15 protein-coding genes and 1 other RNA gene are annotated in these 14,605 nt (G+C 59.4%); 12 read left to right on the top strand and 4 right to left on the bottom strand.

Translation table 11 applies throughout. The annotated features are described in order from the left end of the window. Window positions 1-41: 41 nt before the first annotated feature. Both CEPID_RS08475 and CEPID_RS08470 read right to left on the bottom strand, forming a co-directional pair. On the bottom strand, window positions 42-584 hold the full coding sequence (locus tag CEPID_RS08475) for a low molecular weight protein-tyrosine-phosphatase (protein ID WP_083984420.1): 543 nt from the start codon (window positions 582-584) through the stop codon (window positions 42-44). Then, complete coding sequence (locus CEPID_RS08470) at window positions 550-1,215, bottom strand: HAD-IA family hydrolase (RefSeq protein WP_047240608.1); 666 nt, start codon at window positions 1,213-1,215, stop codon at window positions 550-552. Before CEPID_RS08470 ends, CEPID_RS08475 begins: the two co-directional genes overlap by 35 nt. Window positions 1,216-1,249: 34 nt before the next feature. On the opposite strand from CEPID_RS08470, the gene cobC reads away from it, so the two are divergent. The 10 genes from cobC to CEPID_RS08425 all read left to right on the top strand — a co-directional run bounded on the left by cobC (window position 1,250) and on the right by CEPID_RS08425 (window position 9,775). Beyond that, the gene (gene cobC, locus CEPID_RS08465) at window positions 1,250-2,263 is read left to right on the top strand and encodes an Rv2231c family pyridoxal phosphate-dependent protein CobC (RefSeq protein ID WP_047240607.1); all 1,014 of its coding nucleotides are present in this window, start codon (window positions 1,250-1,252) and stop codon (window positions 2,261-2,263) included. After that, window positions 2,264-3,397, top strand: a complete 1,134-nt coding sequence (locus CEPID_RS08460; protein ID WP_047240606.1) for a Nif3-like dinuclear metal center hexameric protein — start codon at window positions 2,264-2,266, stop codon at window positions 3,395-3,397. 24 nt (window positions 3,398-3,421) lie between these two features. Further along, window positions 3,422-4,129, top strand: a complete 708-nt coding sequence (locus CEPID_RS08455) for a zinc ribbon domain-containing protein (protein ID WP_047240605.1) — start codon at window positions 3,422-3,424, stop codon at window positions 4,127-4,129. After that, complete coding sequence (locus tag CEPID_RS08450) at window positions 4,126-5,304, top strand: bifunctional RNase H/acid phosphatase (protein WP_047240604.1); 1,179 nt, start codon at window positions 4,126-4,128, stop codon at window positions 5,302-5,304. Before CEPID_RS08455 ends, CEPID_RS08450 begins: the two co-directional genes overlap by 4 nt. Before the next feature lie 111 nt (window positions 5,305-5,415). Further along, window positions 5,416-6,522: an S-(hydroxymethyl)mycothiol dehydrogenase gene (locus CEPID_RS08445; protein WP_047240603.1), complete on the top strand. Its 1,107-nt coding sequence runs from the start codon at window positions 5,416-5,418 to the stop codon at window positions 6,520-6,522. Window positions 6,523-6,524: 2 nt separating this feature from the next. After that, entirely contained in the window at window positions 6,525-7,151 is a 627-nt protein-coding gene (locus CEPID_RS08440; RefSeq protein ID WP_047240602.1) for an MBL fold metallo-hydrolase, read from the top strand. A gap of 69 nt (window positions 7,152-7,220) precedes the next feature. Continuing rightward, window positions 7,221-7,568 carry a hypothetical protein gene (locus tag CEPID_RS12515; protein WP_052843461.1) on the top strand — a complete coding sequence of 116 codons (348 nt, stop codon included), beginning with the start codon at window positions 7,221-7,223 and terminating at the stop codon, window positions 7,566-7,568. Between the two features lie 57 nt (window positions 7,569-7,625). After that, window positions 7,626-7,793, top strand: coding sequence for an isochorismatase family protein (locus CEPID_RS12935; protein WP_236684226.1), 168 nt, complete (start codon window positions 7,626-7,628; stop codon window positions 7,791-7,793). 96 nt (window positions 7,794-7,889) lie between these two features. Beyond that, window positions 7,890-8,315: RNase P RNA component class A (gene rnpB / locus CEPID_RS12610), an RNA gene on the top strand. 50 nt (window positions 8,316-8,365) lie between these two features. Then, window positions 8,366-9,775 (top strand): RNB domain-containing ribonuclease, encoded by a 1,410-nt coding sequence (locus tag CEPID_RS08425; protein WP_047240601.1) that lies wholly within the window; start codon window positions 8,366-8,368, stop codon window positions 9,773-9,775. Here CEPID_RS08425 and CEPID_RS08420 read toward each other — a convergent pair. Beyond that, complete coding sequence (locus CEPID_RS08420; RefSeq protein WP_052843459.1) at window positions 9,772-11,043, bottom strand: galactokinase family protein; 1,272 nt, start codon at window positions 11,041-11,043, stop codon at window positions 9,772-9,774. The genes CEPID_RS08425 and CEPID_RS08420 overlap by 4 nt on opposite strands. A gap of 175 nt (window positions 11,044-11,218) precedes the next feature. Here CEPID_RS08420 and CEPID_RS08415 point away from each other — a divergent pair, with 175 nt between their 5' ends. Continuing rightward, window positions 11,219-11,431 carry a hypothetical protein gene (locus tag CEPID_RS08415; protein ID WP_047240600.1) on the top strand — a complete coding sequence of 71 codons (213 nt, stop codon included), beginning with the start codon at window positions 11,219-11,221 and terminating at the stop codon, window positions 11,429-11,431. 10 nt (window positions 11,432-11,441) lie between these two features. Here CEPID_RS08415 and CEPID_RS08410 read toward each other — a convergent pair whose 3' ends face one another. Beyond that, entirely contained in the window at window positions 11,442-13,070 is a 1,629-nt protein-coding gene (locus CEPID_RS08410) for a CYTH and CHAD domain-containing protein (protein WP_047240599.1), read from the bottom strand. A 177-nt stretch (window positions 13,071-13,247) separates the two neighbouring features. Here CEPID_RS08410 and CEPID_RS08405 point away from each other — a divergent pair, with 177 nt between their 5' ends. Then, a complete protein-coding gene (locus tag CEPID_RS08405; RefSeq protein ID WP_047240598.1) occupies window positions 13,248-14,588 on the top strand; it encodes a glutamine synthetase family protein in 1,341 nt (446 codons plus the stop codon). The last annotated feature ends 17 nt before the right edge of the window (window positions 14,589-14,605 follow it).

Raw genomic sequence — 14,605 nt, 5'->3', positions numbered from 1 at the left:
AGTAGGTGCCTGCGAGCCACAGCCTGCCTGGGCGCGGGGCCCTAACGGCTCGAAGTCGTAGCCAGCGTGGCCGTGACCCAGTTCAACATGCCGGGCACTGCTTGTTCAATGTGCTCCCTAGTGGTGGCGAAATCAGAATCATCACCGTAATAGGGATCTGCGAGGTCAACGTCCTCGCCGGAAGTAGGGTCAAACGAGCGAAGCAAGCGGATTTTTTCGGCGGGTATGCCTCTCGCGATGAGGTCCTGAACGTGGCCACGGTCGGCAGCAATGAAGAGATTCGCGGAGCGATGCGCGTCGCCAAGCTGGGCGGCGCGGTGCTGGGAGCCGTCGAGACCAGCGTTACGGAGTGCTGCCACCGCACGTTTGTCGGCGCCTTGGCCGACGTGCCAACCTCCAATACCGCAGGAGCGGACACGCACGAATCGGGTGAGTTTTGCCTGTTCAACGGCGTCGCGGAACATGACTTCGGCCATGGGGGAACGACAAATGTTACCCGTGCAGACAAAAACTACGTAGAGAGTTTCGGTCCGTTCGGTCTCGAAGTCACTACTGCTGAGTCCGCCGGTGCGCTGACCACTCATGAACAATACTCTCCAACTCGATTGCGTCGTGTGCTCGGAAGCGAGCCAAGTTTCTTTCTTCTTCGGTGCCGTAGCCCCAGTCAACGACCACTGTATCGATACCGAACTGGCCTGCGCCTTCGATGTCGTGAATACGGTCGCCGATCATGAGGATACTGTGTGTTTGATCTCGCAGCTGCATCGTGTCCAATACGTGCGCGATCACAGCCGCCTTGCTACGACGCGTGCCATCTTCCTCCGCTGCGCCAATGAAGTCAAAAAACTCCAGGTAGCCGTGCATCTCGAGGGCTTGTCGGGCGAATTGTTCCCCCTTAGATGTCGCGGTACAAAGCAAGAAACCGGCGTCGGAAAATGTGCGCAGGAATTCGTGCATGCCAGGGTAGGGCGTGCTCATGGCATAGCCGACCTCGCCATAGTGCTTGAGATAAACACCTAGGGCCTCGCGAGCTTGCTCGGGGCTCATGCCCAGGGCACGCATCGAGTCTTCCATCGGAGGGCCGGGAATTGCGGCGATCACGTCTTCGCTTGGTGTAGGCCACTGGAGCTGATCAAGGGTGTGTAAATATGAGGCTCGGATACCTGGGAAGGAGTCGATCAGCGTTCCGTCAACGTCTACAAAGAGGATATGCACACCTCATAGTGTGGCAGACAATAGAGTTAGTTGGGTGAGTGCCTTTGATCCCTACCGATTTCACGGCGATATTGATGCCGCCCATGCCAAGGTTGATTTCGCGGTGAATGTCCGTGGCAATCGTCCGCCTGAATGGCTGCAGCGAGTACTTATTGATGCCGTGGGTGACCTGGCGGCATACCCCAGCGCAGCAGATGTTGCAACGGCGGAAAGCGCCGTCGCTAAGCTGCATGGTGTGCCCACGCAGTCGGTGTTGTTGCTGGCTGGGGCATCTGAGGGTTTTGCCCTGCTGCCTAAGCTTGCGCCAAAGCAAGTAGCGATTATCCACCCTGGTTTCACCGAGCCGAATGCGGTTTTCCAGGAGGCGGGTATCGCGGTACGCAACGTAGTTTTGCCGCCGCCGTTTGAATTAACTGGCGTGGAGGACCTAGGTGATGCTGACCTAGTGGTGATCGGCAACCCGACGAACCCCACCGGGGTAGTACACGATCCCGCTGATCTCCTGCAGCTCGGCAAAGGACGCACGCTCGTCGTCGACGAGGCGTTTTTGGACGTCTCCTCCGAATCGGATTCTCTAGCTACCGAAGCGGCGTCTCGAAGGGATGTGATCGTCCTGCGTAGTTTCACCAAGACCTGGGCGATAGCTGGGTTGCGCTGCGGGTATCTTATTGCTCATCCAGACACGATTTCCCTCCTTCGTCGAGGTAGGGCACAGTGGCCACTTGGCACGTTGCAGCTGCGTGCAATAGCAGCCATTGCCGAAAGGGGCGCCCGTGAAGTGGAGATTATGGGTGGGGTAATCGCCGCCGAGCGGATCGCCATGACGGAAGCCTTGGGACGTGCCGGTTTTGAAATCGCCTCCGCCACCCAGGCACCTTATGTCCTAGTGCGCCCACCGACGGCCGATCCAGAAGCTACTCGACGCCGATTGTTGGCTGGCGGAATTGCGGTGCGCAGGTGCGATACTTTCCCCGGGCTAGACTCGAGTTACTGGCGGCTGGCAGTCCGGCCTGCAGATCAAGTAGCAAAACTACTAAGGGAGCTCTAAATGACTACGGTTGGAGACATCCGCGCGGTCCTTGAACGCGCCTACCCACCACAACTCGCCGAGTCTTGGGATACGGTTGGCCTCATCTGCGGGGATCCCGAAGCTCCGGTCACGAAGGTCGCGGTGGCGCTCGACTGTACGCAAGAAGTAGCCGAAGCTGCAGTAGCGGCAGGCGCAGACTTTTTGCTCGTGCATCATCCGTTGTTGCTGCGCGGGGTCACGAGTGTTGCTGCAGATACGCCAAAGGGCAAGGTGATTCACACCCTGCTGAGCAATGGAGTAGCGCTGTTCGCGGCTCATACCAACGCAGACTCGGCCCGACCGGGTGTTAATGATCGCTTGGCTGAACTGGTGGGTATCGTACCTGGTCGGCCAATCGTGCCGGCTCAGCAACCAGGCACGGACAAATGGGGTGTGATGGTCCCAGAAACAGACATTGAAGCAGTGAAACAAGCTGTCTTTAGCGCAGGTGGTGGGGCAATCGGAGACTACACCGAATGCGTTTTCCAGTGGCAGGGACAGGGACAGTTTCGACCACAACAGGGTGCGCAACCCACCTTGGGTAGCGTCGGTGAACTGCACCACGAGGCGGAAACCCGCATCGAGTTTGTGGCACCGACCCGAGCCCGGTCAGCGATCGAAGCAGCAATTCGCAGCGCGCACTCCTATGAGGAGCCCGCATTCGACTGTGTTGAGCTTGACGTCCCGCAGCAGCTTGACGACGCCCCCGGCCTGGGGCGCATCGGGTACTTGCCAGAGCCAATAACCCTGGCTGCCTTCACCCAGCAGGTGGCCGACGCCCTGCCAACCACTGTGTGGGGAGTTCGCGCTGCCGGGGATCCAGACAAAATGGTGCACAAGGTGGCGGTCTCCTCCGGGTCCGGAGATAGTTTCCTCGACGCGGTACGACACCTCGACGTGGATGTTTATGTCACCTCCGACTTGCGCCACCACCCCGTCGATGAGCATCTGCGAGCTGGGGGACCTGCGATCGTCGATACGGCGCACTGGGCGTCGGAGTTTCCGTGGTGTGCCCAGGCTGCTGAGGTGATCAGCACGCAGACGGGGGTAGAAACGCAGGTACTGGACATCCGTACGGATCCTTGGACCATCACCGCTGACCCCACCAAGTAAGACACCCAAAAGCAAGGACGCACAATGAAAATTACCCCCACTGAACAAAAGAAGTTGTTGGAGCTCGCCAACCTTGAGCGCACCTTGGATGCCGGTTTGCGAAAGCAACTACCGGAGGATGCTGAGGTCACAAAGCTTCGGGAACAAGCCGATCGGAAGCGATCCCTCGCGGCGTCCGCGCAGCTCAACGTAGCTGACCTCGAACTGGAGATCCGACGGATCCAGTCCGATATGACCAAGTTGAACCGTCGTATCAGCGCGGACAAGCAAGGGCTCGGGGCAGCAACCGATGCAGATCAGCGCCGGGATCTCGAACATGATTTGGTATCTGCCCAACGACGCTTGTCGGACATGCAGCAAGAGCTCAAAGAGGCACATGATGAGATTCATGCACTGCGCGCGAATGTAGACCGCAACGGAGCCGAATTAGACGAAATCGAGCGCAAGCTGGCCGCCGCGCAGCGCGCTGCCGAGTCCGCACAGGATGCCGAGGACAGCAAGGACCGTTCCGGTCAGGCAGCCGAACTTCGCGTGCATATCTCCGCCGAGGCTCTAGCCGCGTACGACGAACAGCGCGCCATCTTCGGAGTGGGCGCCGCCGAATTCACCGGCCGAACCTGCGGTGGCTGCCATCTAGTGTTGCCACCGGCAGCGCTCGCTGAGATCCGCGCGACTCCAGCAGACGAAATGCCGCGCTGCCCGGACTGCGGAACCTACTTGGTACGCCGATGAAGGTCATCATCGAAGCTGACGGAGGTTCCCGCGGAAACCCTGGGATCGCCGGGGCGGGGGCAGTGGTTTATGACGCTGATCGGCACATTCTCCGCGAAATCGCTTATGTGGTGGGCAAAGCCAGCAACAACGTAGCTGAGTATCACGGGTTGGTCGAAGGGCTGTCCGCAGCTGCCGAACTCGGTGCCACCGAGGTTGCGGTGTTTATGGATTCGAAACTCGTCGTCGAGCAGATGTCAGGGAATTGGAAAATTAAGCACCCGGACATGAAAGCCCTGGCGACCCAGGCCCAGCGCATCGCGCGGACCTTCGACAAGGTGACCTATAGCTGGGTACCGCGGGAGAAGAACAAGAAGGCCGATGAGCTGTCCAATGTCGCGATGGATGCCTGCGCTGCGGGGCATCAGGTAGGAATTGTCGGCGGGAGTTCCCCTAGCAAGCTGGAGTCCGGCACGCCAGGGGAAACATCGAAGGAAGACTCCTTGGTAGCGGGAGGGGGAGCAGACGGCGTCGCAAAGCCGGCCAGCGTTTCGACGCCCGATGCTGCCTGGCACGGCGCAACAATGCGACCTACCCGGCTGATTTTGTTGCGGCACGGGGAGACCGCGATGAGTGTGGCCAAGCAGTACTCGGGATCGTCGGATCCGGAACTGAGCGAGAATGGTCGTGCGCAAGCGGAGGCGACGGCGACTCGGTTGGCGTCCCATGGCGGCATTGATCTCATTGTGGCGTCGCCCGCGCGTCGCGCGCAGCAGACGGCTCAGGCGGTAGCGGACAAGATCGGGCTGCCGGTGGAAACGATCGAGGATCTTCGTGAATTGGATTTCGGCGACTGGGAAGGCAAGACTTTCGGGCAGGTGCAGCAGCAGGACCCCGAGTTTTACCGGGAGTGGCTTGCGGATACCAAGCTAGCCGTGCCGGGTGGGGAGTCTGTACAGCAGGTGATGCGCCGGACGAAGAAGGTTGTTGATGCGCTGGAAAAGCAACATCGGGGCAAGAACATCCTGGTGGTTAGCCATGTCACGCCGATTAAGAGCATCCTGAAGTTGGCGCTGGGCGCTCCTCCTGGGGTGGTGCACCGGTTGCAGTTGAATCTTGCGTCGGTGTCGATCGCGGAGTTCTACGCTGACGGCCCAACCCTCGTGCGGTTGTTCAACGACACTGCCCATCTCTGATCTGCGTGGTCTGCAACACCAACCCTTAATGCAAAACTGCTTCATTTGTCCTGCTCCGGTAGGGTGGCAGTGTTTCAATAAGAGTTTCTTGTTGTGGAAAAGGAGCAGAACATGGCCGAGGTTGTTGCCGGAATTATCGCGCGGGAAAAGGGGGCGCCCGTCGAACGCGTCAACGTGGTCATCCCAGAACCTGGGGCGCACGATGTCGTGGTAAAAGTCCAGGCCTGCGGGGTGTGTCACACCGACTTGGCTTACCGCGACGGCGACATCGAAGACGCTTTCCCATTCCTGCTCGGCCACGAAGCTGCCGGCATTGTCGATGCCGTCGGCAGCGAGGTCAGCCACGTGGAAGTAGGGGACTTTGTTGTCCTTAACTGGCGAGCAGTGTGCGGTGAATGTCGTGCCTGCAAAAAGGGCGAGCCTAAATACTGTTTCAACACCCACAATGCTTCTCAGCCGATGACCCTGGAGGACGGCACTGAGCTTAAACCCGCCTTGGGAATCGGAGCGTTCGCGGAAAAGACGCTGGTCCATGAAGGCCAGTGCACCAAGGTCAATCCTGAAGAAGACCCAGCGGTAGCGGGCTTGCTTGGCTGCGGTGTGATGGCGGGGCTAGGCGCGGCCGTGAACACTGGAAACGTCGGGCGAGGCGATAGTGTCGCTGTGTTCGGGGTGGGTGGTGTTGGCATGGCAGCCATCGCAGGTGCCAAATTAGCGGGCGCCACGAAAATCATCGCCATTGACATCTCTGACGACAAACTTGAGCTGGCGAAGCAGTTCGGTGCTACCCACACAATCAATTCCATCAACGGCACCGGCAGCGGGGACACTGACTCCACAGTGGCTAAAATCCGCGAGTTCACCAGCGGTTTCGGCGTCGACGTTGCCATCGACGCCGTAGGACGTCCCGAGACCTGGACCCAAGCCTTCTACGCCCGCGACCTCGCCGGAACCGTCGTCATGGTCGGGGTGCCGAACCCAACTGCCCGCATCGACGTGCCCGCAATTGACGTTTTCGGACGCGGCGGGGCGCTGAAATCCTCCTGGTACGGCGATTGCCTTCCAGAACGCGACTTCCCCATGTATGTCGACCTGCACCTGCAGGGGCAGTTCCCGCTCGGAGACTTTGTCTCGGAGCGCGTCGGGCTTGACGACATCGAGCAGGCTTTTGACACCATGAAGACCGGCAAAGTGTTGCGTTCGGTGGTAGTGCTGTAGCTATGACACTCCGCATAGATCACGTAGTAACCCATGGAATCTTTGCCCTCGATGGTGGCGAATGGGAAGTAGATAACAACATTTGGGTCGTCGGCGACGACTCCGAATGCTTTGTCATCGATGCAGCTCATTCCGCTCAGCCGATCATCGACGCAGTGGCTGGGCGCAAGGTGAAGGGCATCATCTGTACACATGCGCACAATGACCACATCACGGTGGCGCCCGAGCTTTCAGAGAAGCTCGACGCCCCGATTCTTGTTCACCCCGGCGACCAAATGCTGTGGGAGGAAACCCACGGTGAACTCGCCCATGAGGATCTGGAAAACCTGCAGAAATTCCAGATTGCCGGCACGGACATGCAGGTGCTTAACACGCCAGGACACAGCCCAGGATCATGCTGCCTGTATCTTCCGGAGGCCGGCGAGCTGTTTTCTGGCGATACCCTTTTCCAGGGTGGGCCCGGCGCTACCGGTCGGTCCTACAGCTCTTTCGACACAATTATCGAGTCGTTGCAGACATCTGTGCTGACGCTTCCCGCCAATACCATCGTGCGCACAGGACACGGTGATCACACCACTGTGGGCGCGGAGGCGCCTCATTTGGAGGAGTGGATTAAGCGGGGCTACTAGGCCAAATATGGTGCCCCGAGACGTAGTGTTGGGGCAACTACCAACATGAGTTACTTCTAGAAGTCGATTGTGGAAAGGGCAAACCTCACGCCAATCACTCGAGTGGATGACCACGCTGCGGTGCTCCCCGTCGATATGCAAGATGGCCTGGTGCCATCTTTGCCAGCGGAAGTCGCCGAGCACATTATCGCTAACATCAACGAGATTGTCAGTGCGGTTCGCGAACGCGGTGGCTTCGCGGTGTGGGCAAATGCCGGCGCACTGCCCTACGGTCGCTGCGCGGGAGAGATGCCTCCGCGTGGCCAGATGCCGCCGGAGTTTTCCGTCACGGATTCCCGTCTAGAGCAACGTGACGAGGATTTGTCCTCCGTCAAGATTGCAACCAGCGCGTTTAGTGACCCAAACCTTGCCCAGTAACTGCGCGACCGCGGCATCACGCAGCTGTTCATCGGTGGAATCGTAGCCGGCATCGGTGTGGAATCGACCGTGCGTGGCGCCTTCGACGCCGGGTTTAATGTCGTGGTGATCTCCGATGCCATCACTGATCACGCTGTTCAGCGACTTAGCTGGTCGCTTGAGCGCTCACTGCCGATGTTTGCGGAAGTTGCCACGACCGCAGAAATCATCGATGCTCAGAGCTAGCTTTGCGCGCTCAGTTCAGCGCATCTATCTTTCCCACCGGTGCGCCGTGGAGAGTTTATGTTTCGCATTCGACCGAGTAGACTCACCACTTGCGAACGAGCCGACCGGGTGATCGCGGCAGTGGTATCGGCCTGTTAGGGTGCTGACCGGTGTCGAGGAAAGTCCGGACTCCGCAGAGCACGGTGGTTGCTAACAGCAACCCAGGGTGACCTGAGGGAAAGTGCAACAGAGAGTAGACCGCCTGGGGCTTCGGCCATCAGGTAAGGGTGAAAGGGTGCGGTAAGAGCGCACCGGCATGCTAGGTGACTAGCGTGGCCAGGTAAACCCCACTGGGAGCAAGGCAAGAGGCTGCACCCGAGTTTAACTCGGGTGTGGCTGCGCGGACGACTGAGGGCTGCTCGCCCGAGTCCGCGGGTAGCTGCTTGAGGCCACCAGTGATGGCTGGTCCAGATGGATGATCGCCACCCGCGCGCTCTTCGGGGCGGGCGGGGACATAATCCGGCTCATAGGTCGACTCGTTCGCCACCTTCTTCTGCGTCGTCAACCGAGCAGATGTGGCAAGATGGGCACCCATGAAGCTATATGCCGCCGCGCTTAACTTCCGGCCAATTGCAGAGGAATTCTCGGTTCCCACTAGTTTCTCCGACTCACTGCATCAGGCCGCTGCCCACACCACGGACGCTTTCGCTGATCAGCGCACCGATTATCGAGCAATCGAGTTCGTCACCATCGACCCTGTGGGCTCCATGGACCTCGACCAAGCCGTGGCCATCACAGCGCTTACCGACGGCTACCGGGTCTACTACGCGATCGCAGATGTCGCGGCTTTTATCCACCCAGGTTCAGAACTGGAAGCTGAATCTATTCGTCGTGGCCAAACGATCTACCTGCCGGACGAGCCAGCGCGCCTACACCCCGAGGAGATCTCCGAAGGAGCGGCAAGCCTATTGCCGAACGTCGACCGGCCGGCCGTAGTGTGGACGATCGACCTCGATGCACAGGGCGAAGTGCGCACGTATGCCGTCGAACGCGCGCTTGTGCGCAGTCGAGCTCGACTGGACTATGAAGGGGTGCAGCGTGATGTCGACAATGGCACATTGCACCCATCTATCGCGCTGCTGCCAAAGGTTGGGCGGCGTCGTCAGGCAAGTGCCCTTCGTCGCTCCGCCGTCAACTTGCGGCTGCCTGCGCAGCGCGTCGAGCGACTTGAAGATGGCACCTATGAACTCGAACTCGAACCCCGGCTGCCCGTCATGGAGTGGAACTCGGAGATTTCCCTGCTCACCGGCATGATAGCGGGGCAGATGATGGCGAAGGCTCAGCGAGGTATCTTGCGTACCCTTGGACCGGCGGACGAAAAGTCGATGCGGGCCTTCGTGACGGAAGCCCAGGCCTTTGGGTATCGCTACGACGGCCGAACCCCAGTGGGTGAGTTCTTGGCCAGCGTCGATGTCACCGAGGTTCGCGGGATGGCCATCATGCGCGAAGCTCAAAAGCTGCTGCGAGGGTCCGGCTATGTCTACTTCGGCCCCGGGGCCACCGCACCCTCGGAGCAGGATACCCACGCCGGAGTTGGCGGCTACTATGCCCACGTCACCGCGCCTTTGCGACGACTGGCTGATCGCTACGCCACCGAAGTATGCCTGGCATTGCACAGTGGGCGCGAAATCCCGACGTGGGTGGATACCAAAGGCGCCGAGATCGTGGCCGCGATGGAACGCACCACCACACTCGCCAGCAACGTAGATCGCGCGTGTCTCCGCCTTACCGAAGCCACCGTCTTGGCCCCGCATATCGGGAAGGCTTTCGATGCCCTCATCCTCAACACCGAGGTGGAAAAGGACTCCTGCCGAATTTTCGTAACTGCGCCACCACTGCTGTGCGGTTGCTCAGGAGCGCCACAAGAGGGGACCAAACAACCCGTGCGTTTGGTCGATACGGACGTCGATAAGCGCACGGTGTCTTTCGCCTGGCCGGCCTAGTTTAGCGAAAGTGGCTCCGCGCACTCGCCGGATTCCAGGGCGACAACCACGAAACCGTCATCGGCCAGGTCGGCCTGGAAATTGCGCGCTTTCGCTTGCGCTACGTGTGCGATCACCCCGGAGGAATAGCCGGAGGCCGCAGCGCGGGCCGCTAGTGCGCCGCGCGACAGCGCTAGCTGGACGACCGCCTGGCAAGTTGGGGCTTGAAGCCCGAATTCAGTGGTCTGCCCATTCTCAGACTCGTTGACGGCTAGCATCACGTCGGTGGTCTTGCGCGCTCGCAACGCTGCGGCCGCACGTTGTGCTCGCTGCAATTCGGCATCATAAAACGTCAGCCATTGTTCCGCCTCCGAAGCTGTCGGCAGGGGACCACGAGCGTCTTCCTCCAGCTGGTACATGGCCATCAGCCACTGCAGGACACGTTCCTTCGCATCGGGCAATCGTCGCAGGCAATCAACACCGAAGGCCTTCTCGGCGCGTCGGGCGAAGTGTTGGCGACGCAAAATTTCATCCACCTGCTCGCTGCATTCGGCGGGAGGTATTGCGAGGAATGTTTGAAGGTCGGTGCACTTCGGTGCTGAGGTTACCGAACCGTCGGAATAGTCCACGATGGTAAACGCGTCATGATGCCCACGCAAAGCAGTCGCGTATTGAGCAGACACTGGTGGGTTTTCTGAGAATATGGCTGCGGCGGCTGCGCAGTACTCGGACAAACGAGCACGGGTCGGTGGGTCGATTTTGTGTTCGGTGAGCTGCGCTAAGGCGATCGCAAACGCGGTTTCGCACGCCACGTCCGCCCCCAGGCCAGCCAGAGACGGGATGTCAGAGACGACGGTGATGTTGAAACCAGCGGTATCCCGACTAAGGAATTGACGGTGCACCAGCATCCAGGCGACCCCACCGAGTCGCGTCGCCAGGCCACCCAGTGGGCGCGTCGGTGCGTGATCGTCCTGAGGTTGGTTGGCTGCTTGGGTAGCGAGCTGGCTTAACGTCACTGACTCGGTGAAGCTTTCTTCGCTTAAGTCCAGGCCACGCTGGTGTGCGGTGACCATGATGGTGTCATCGTTGCGTTTGCTCGCTACCACGGCCACATGGAGGTTAGCGATGGCGCAGACCACCAAACCACCAATGTGATCGATATGATCGCCGATGAGTTTCCAGGTAGCGGGGGCGATACCGGCGAACTCGGCAGACTCGCCGTAGGCACGAGCATGCAGCTGGAGTGCGCGTTCGGACACATTCTGCTCAGGAATAGGCCACTCGGGCATGTGCTTAGGAACTCCTTCAACCGGAAGCAAACTTTTATCTCCCTAGCTTAGCGGCACGAGGTAGCTTGGGCTTGCTGCGTTCGCCGTCGCGCTTATACTTGCTGCGCGCCCTGCACAACGCAACTAGCGTAGAAATAGTACGAAGCATTTACCAAAAATCATTAGGAGCACAATCATGGCTAATGACGACACCCAGTGGTACTACAATCCGGCCAGCGGGCAGGTCGCGCAGGGCAAAGAACTAGCGTGGGATGAACGCATGGGCCCCTACGAATCCGAGGAAGCCGCCCGCCACGCCCTGGAGACAGCAGCTCAGCGCACTCAAGCAGCCGATGCAGCGGACGAAGCGGACGACAATTGGGGTGTGCCCCCGAAGTGGGAAAACTAGCCGCTAGTTATTACTTACGGTTTTTGACTTTGGCCGTCGCAGCCTTCTCGACGGCCTTTTCCAGCTTTCGGTAGGCCTTTTCAATTTCTCGCGCCGCATCCGCGTACTCCTCTAGCGCACGCAAGCCGATGTGGCGTTCCCGCTGGTACAGCACGCCGTAAGCGAAAGTGTCTTCCCCCGCCGCGCGGGCGCGTTTGGCGAGGTGGAGGAGCTCGTCACGAGAGGTGACTGAATCTTGGAAGTCACCCAAAACAGACTGCATCTTTTTGCACGCGGCGTACAAGTCTTTCGTCTGTACGCTCGTGGCTCGCCCGACTGCATCAGCGGAATAGCGCAGCTTCTTGGCTGCTTTGCGCATGTTGTGGAAGTTTTCTTCCCGCTCCCGCAACGCAAGGGAGTCATCTTCCCATTCTTTGAGTGCCTTGTTGTGCCGCTTCATGAGCTTGCGGTAGGCAGCTTCCAAGTGGCCGAATAGCACCACCTGCTCGTCGATATGCACCTTTTCGGGAGTGGCCTCATCGACGTCGAGGTCTTCTTCAACCTCGGCCAGTGGCGGATGGGCGATCAAGTTGTCCAAGCTGTCCAGCATGCGGAAGTAGCGCTCCGAGTTTAGCGATGCCAGGATGTAGCGGTGCGCGCGATCGTATTTGTGCTGCATATCTTGGCTCAAGTGTGCGGTGGCGTCTGCGTCGATGAGGTGATCGTCATCGAGGGAGAGCAGCATGAGGAAGCGTTCGTGGACAACCTCAGCATCGCGTGCCACGCCGAGGACCTGGGCCAATACCTTCAATTCTTCTGCGACGCGGGCGTACTCTTCGCCGACCAGGATGCCTTCAAAGGTCTGCATCAGCGAGCGCAACTCGCGCGTGGCCACGCGCATCTGGTGCACCGAATCCCACTCATTGCGGCGCACCTGCGGGTCCATTTCAATGAGGCGATCCCGGTTGGCCCGCAGCGCATTGATGACGGCATATGCGGCGCTCGTCTCGTCCAATGCAGCCATCCCGGGCGGGGTGGGTGCATTGTTGATTGATTCTCCCAGCGCTGTCTTCAACTTGGATGGGGAATCTGAAGGGGTAGCACCGGCTGCGCTGAGCACTTCCGCAGCGGAAGCTAGGAGGTTGTGTGGTGCGTGTTCGCCGGACAGCTCGACTTCCCATTCGCGCCATTGGGTCTTTGCCCCGCCCGAAAGCAACGACCACGCAGTGACGTGGTCGTCGCAAAACTCAGCGACAACTTCACCCGTACCATCAGCCAGCAGTGATTCGTGGCGCTCGTTGTCTACCTGCGCGATGGGAGCTAGCGGAAAGTCGCGCACGAGCGCACGGACCAGGTCGAGGAGTTCGGCGGGAGGGGTGGTTTCATCGCCATCGTTTAGGGGCACGCCGATCTCAAGCCGCCCGGATTCGGCAGGTAGTTTTAGGTGCCAACCAGCGTCTTTGCCGCCAGTACGACGTCGCAAAGTAATTTTCGCCCGGGTGAGCCGTAGATCCGCGGTATCGTAGTAGCGCGCGGACAGCTGGTGGATAGTGGTCTCGAGCACGGAGTCCACACCGTCGATGGTCGTGAGCTCTGGCACCTGGGAATCTGGGGCTGCAGAAAACTTAGCTTCTACCTCTATTGATGTTGTTGCATTCATGTGGAAACCAACCTTCCTGTTGTTTGCCGAGCTTCAGTAATTTCCATCTTCGCATGTTTTGCCTGAGTAGTGGCATACCCGGGCACACAGCTGGGTTCCGGGCAGGCACTTTTTGGGACGAAGATGTGGAAGTTAAAGGCCTCCGTTTGCCATTGCGGCTCAACTAAGGTGGGTGCTATGAATAGTCAACAGGAATTCGTGTTGCGTGCGCTCGAGGAACGCGACATCCGCTACATCCGACTCTGGTTCACCGACATCCTGGGCTACCTGAAATCGGTTGCCGTTGTTCCCGCGGAAATCGAAGCTGCCTTCGAAGGGGGTATCGGTTTCGACGGCTCTGCAATCGAGGGCTTTTCCCGCGTGAGCGAATCCGACACTATTGCGCGCCCCGACCCGTCCACCTTCCAGGTTATGCCCTTTGAACACGATGACGACGAACCGCATACCGCACGCATGTTCTGTGACATTATGATGCCCGATGGCGAGCCGAGCTGGGCCGACCCCCGCCAAGTGCTGCGTCGGCAAACCGCAGCCGCCGCGAAAGAAGGCTTTACCTGCTTTGTCCACCCAGAGATCGAGTTCTACCTAACTAAGAATCTCCCCAACGATGGCACCTCGCCGATCCCTACAGATTCCGGAAGTTACTTTGATCAGGCGGTACATGAGGATGCCCCGCATTTTCGCCGCGACGCCATTGCTGCCTTGGAAGCGATGGGAATCTCGGTGGAATTCTCCCATCATGAAATCGGCCCGGGCCAGCAGGAAATCGACCTGCGGTATGCCGATGCCCTGACGATGGCTGACAACGTGATGACGTTTCGCTACTTGATCAAGGACGTCGCGCGTCGCAACGGCGTGTACGCCACATTCATGCCCAAGCCTTATCAAGAGCACGCGGGCTCGGCGATGCACTCGCACATGTCCCTGTTTGAAGGCGACACCAACGCCTTCCACGACCCCGACGATGAATACAACCTGTCGACCACCGCAAAGCAGTTCATCGCCGGCATCTTGCAGCACGCCCCCGAGATTTCTGCGGTGACAAATCAGTGGGTGAACTCCTATAAGCGCCTCATGTTCGGCAATGAAGCGCCCACTGCAGCGACCTGGGGCTTGTCCAACCGATCTGCGCTCGTGCGCGTCCCCACCTACAGCCCCGGAAAGGTCAACTCCCGACGGATCGAGATCCGCAGCCTTGACTCGGCAGCCAACCCTTACTTGGCCTATTCCGTGCTGTTAGCTGCGGGGCTGAAGGGCATCAAGGAGGGCTACGAGCTTCCCGACCCCGCAGAAGACGATATTTCCTCGCTGACGCGCCGGGAACGCCTGGCAATGGGATACGTCGACTTGCCATCCAGCCTCGACCACGCCCTGCGGCTGATGGAGAAGTCCGAACTGGTCGCGGACGCTTTGGGAGAGCACGTCTTTGAGGTCTTTCTTCGCAACAAGTGGCGCGAATGGCAGTCCTACCAGGAACAAGTCACTCCGTGGGAGCTGCGAACCGACTTGGGCTACTAATCGCTTATCGACGCCCC

It is taken from the genome of Corynebacterium epidermidicanis, assembly GCF_001021025.1.
Classification (GTDB): Bacteria; Actinomycetota; Actinomycetes; order Mycobacteriales; family Mycobacteriaceae; genus Corynebacterium; species Corynebacterium epidermidicanis.
Note: the sequence above shows the minus strand (reverse complement) of the source record. Positions and strands in the feature narration are given on the sequence as shown.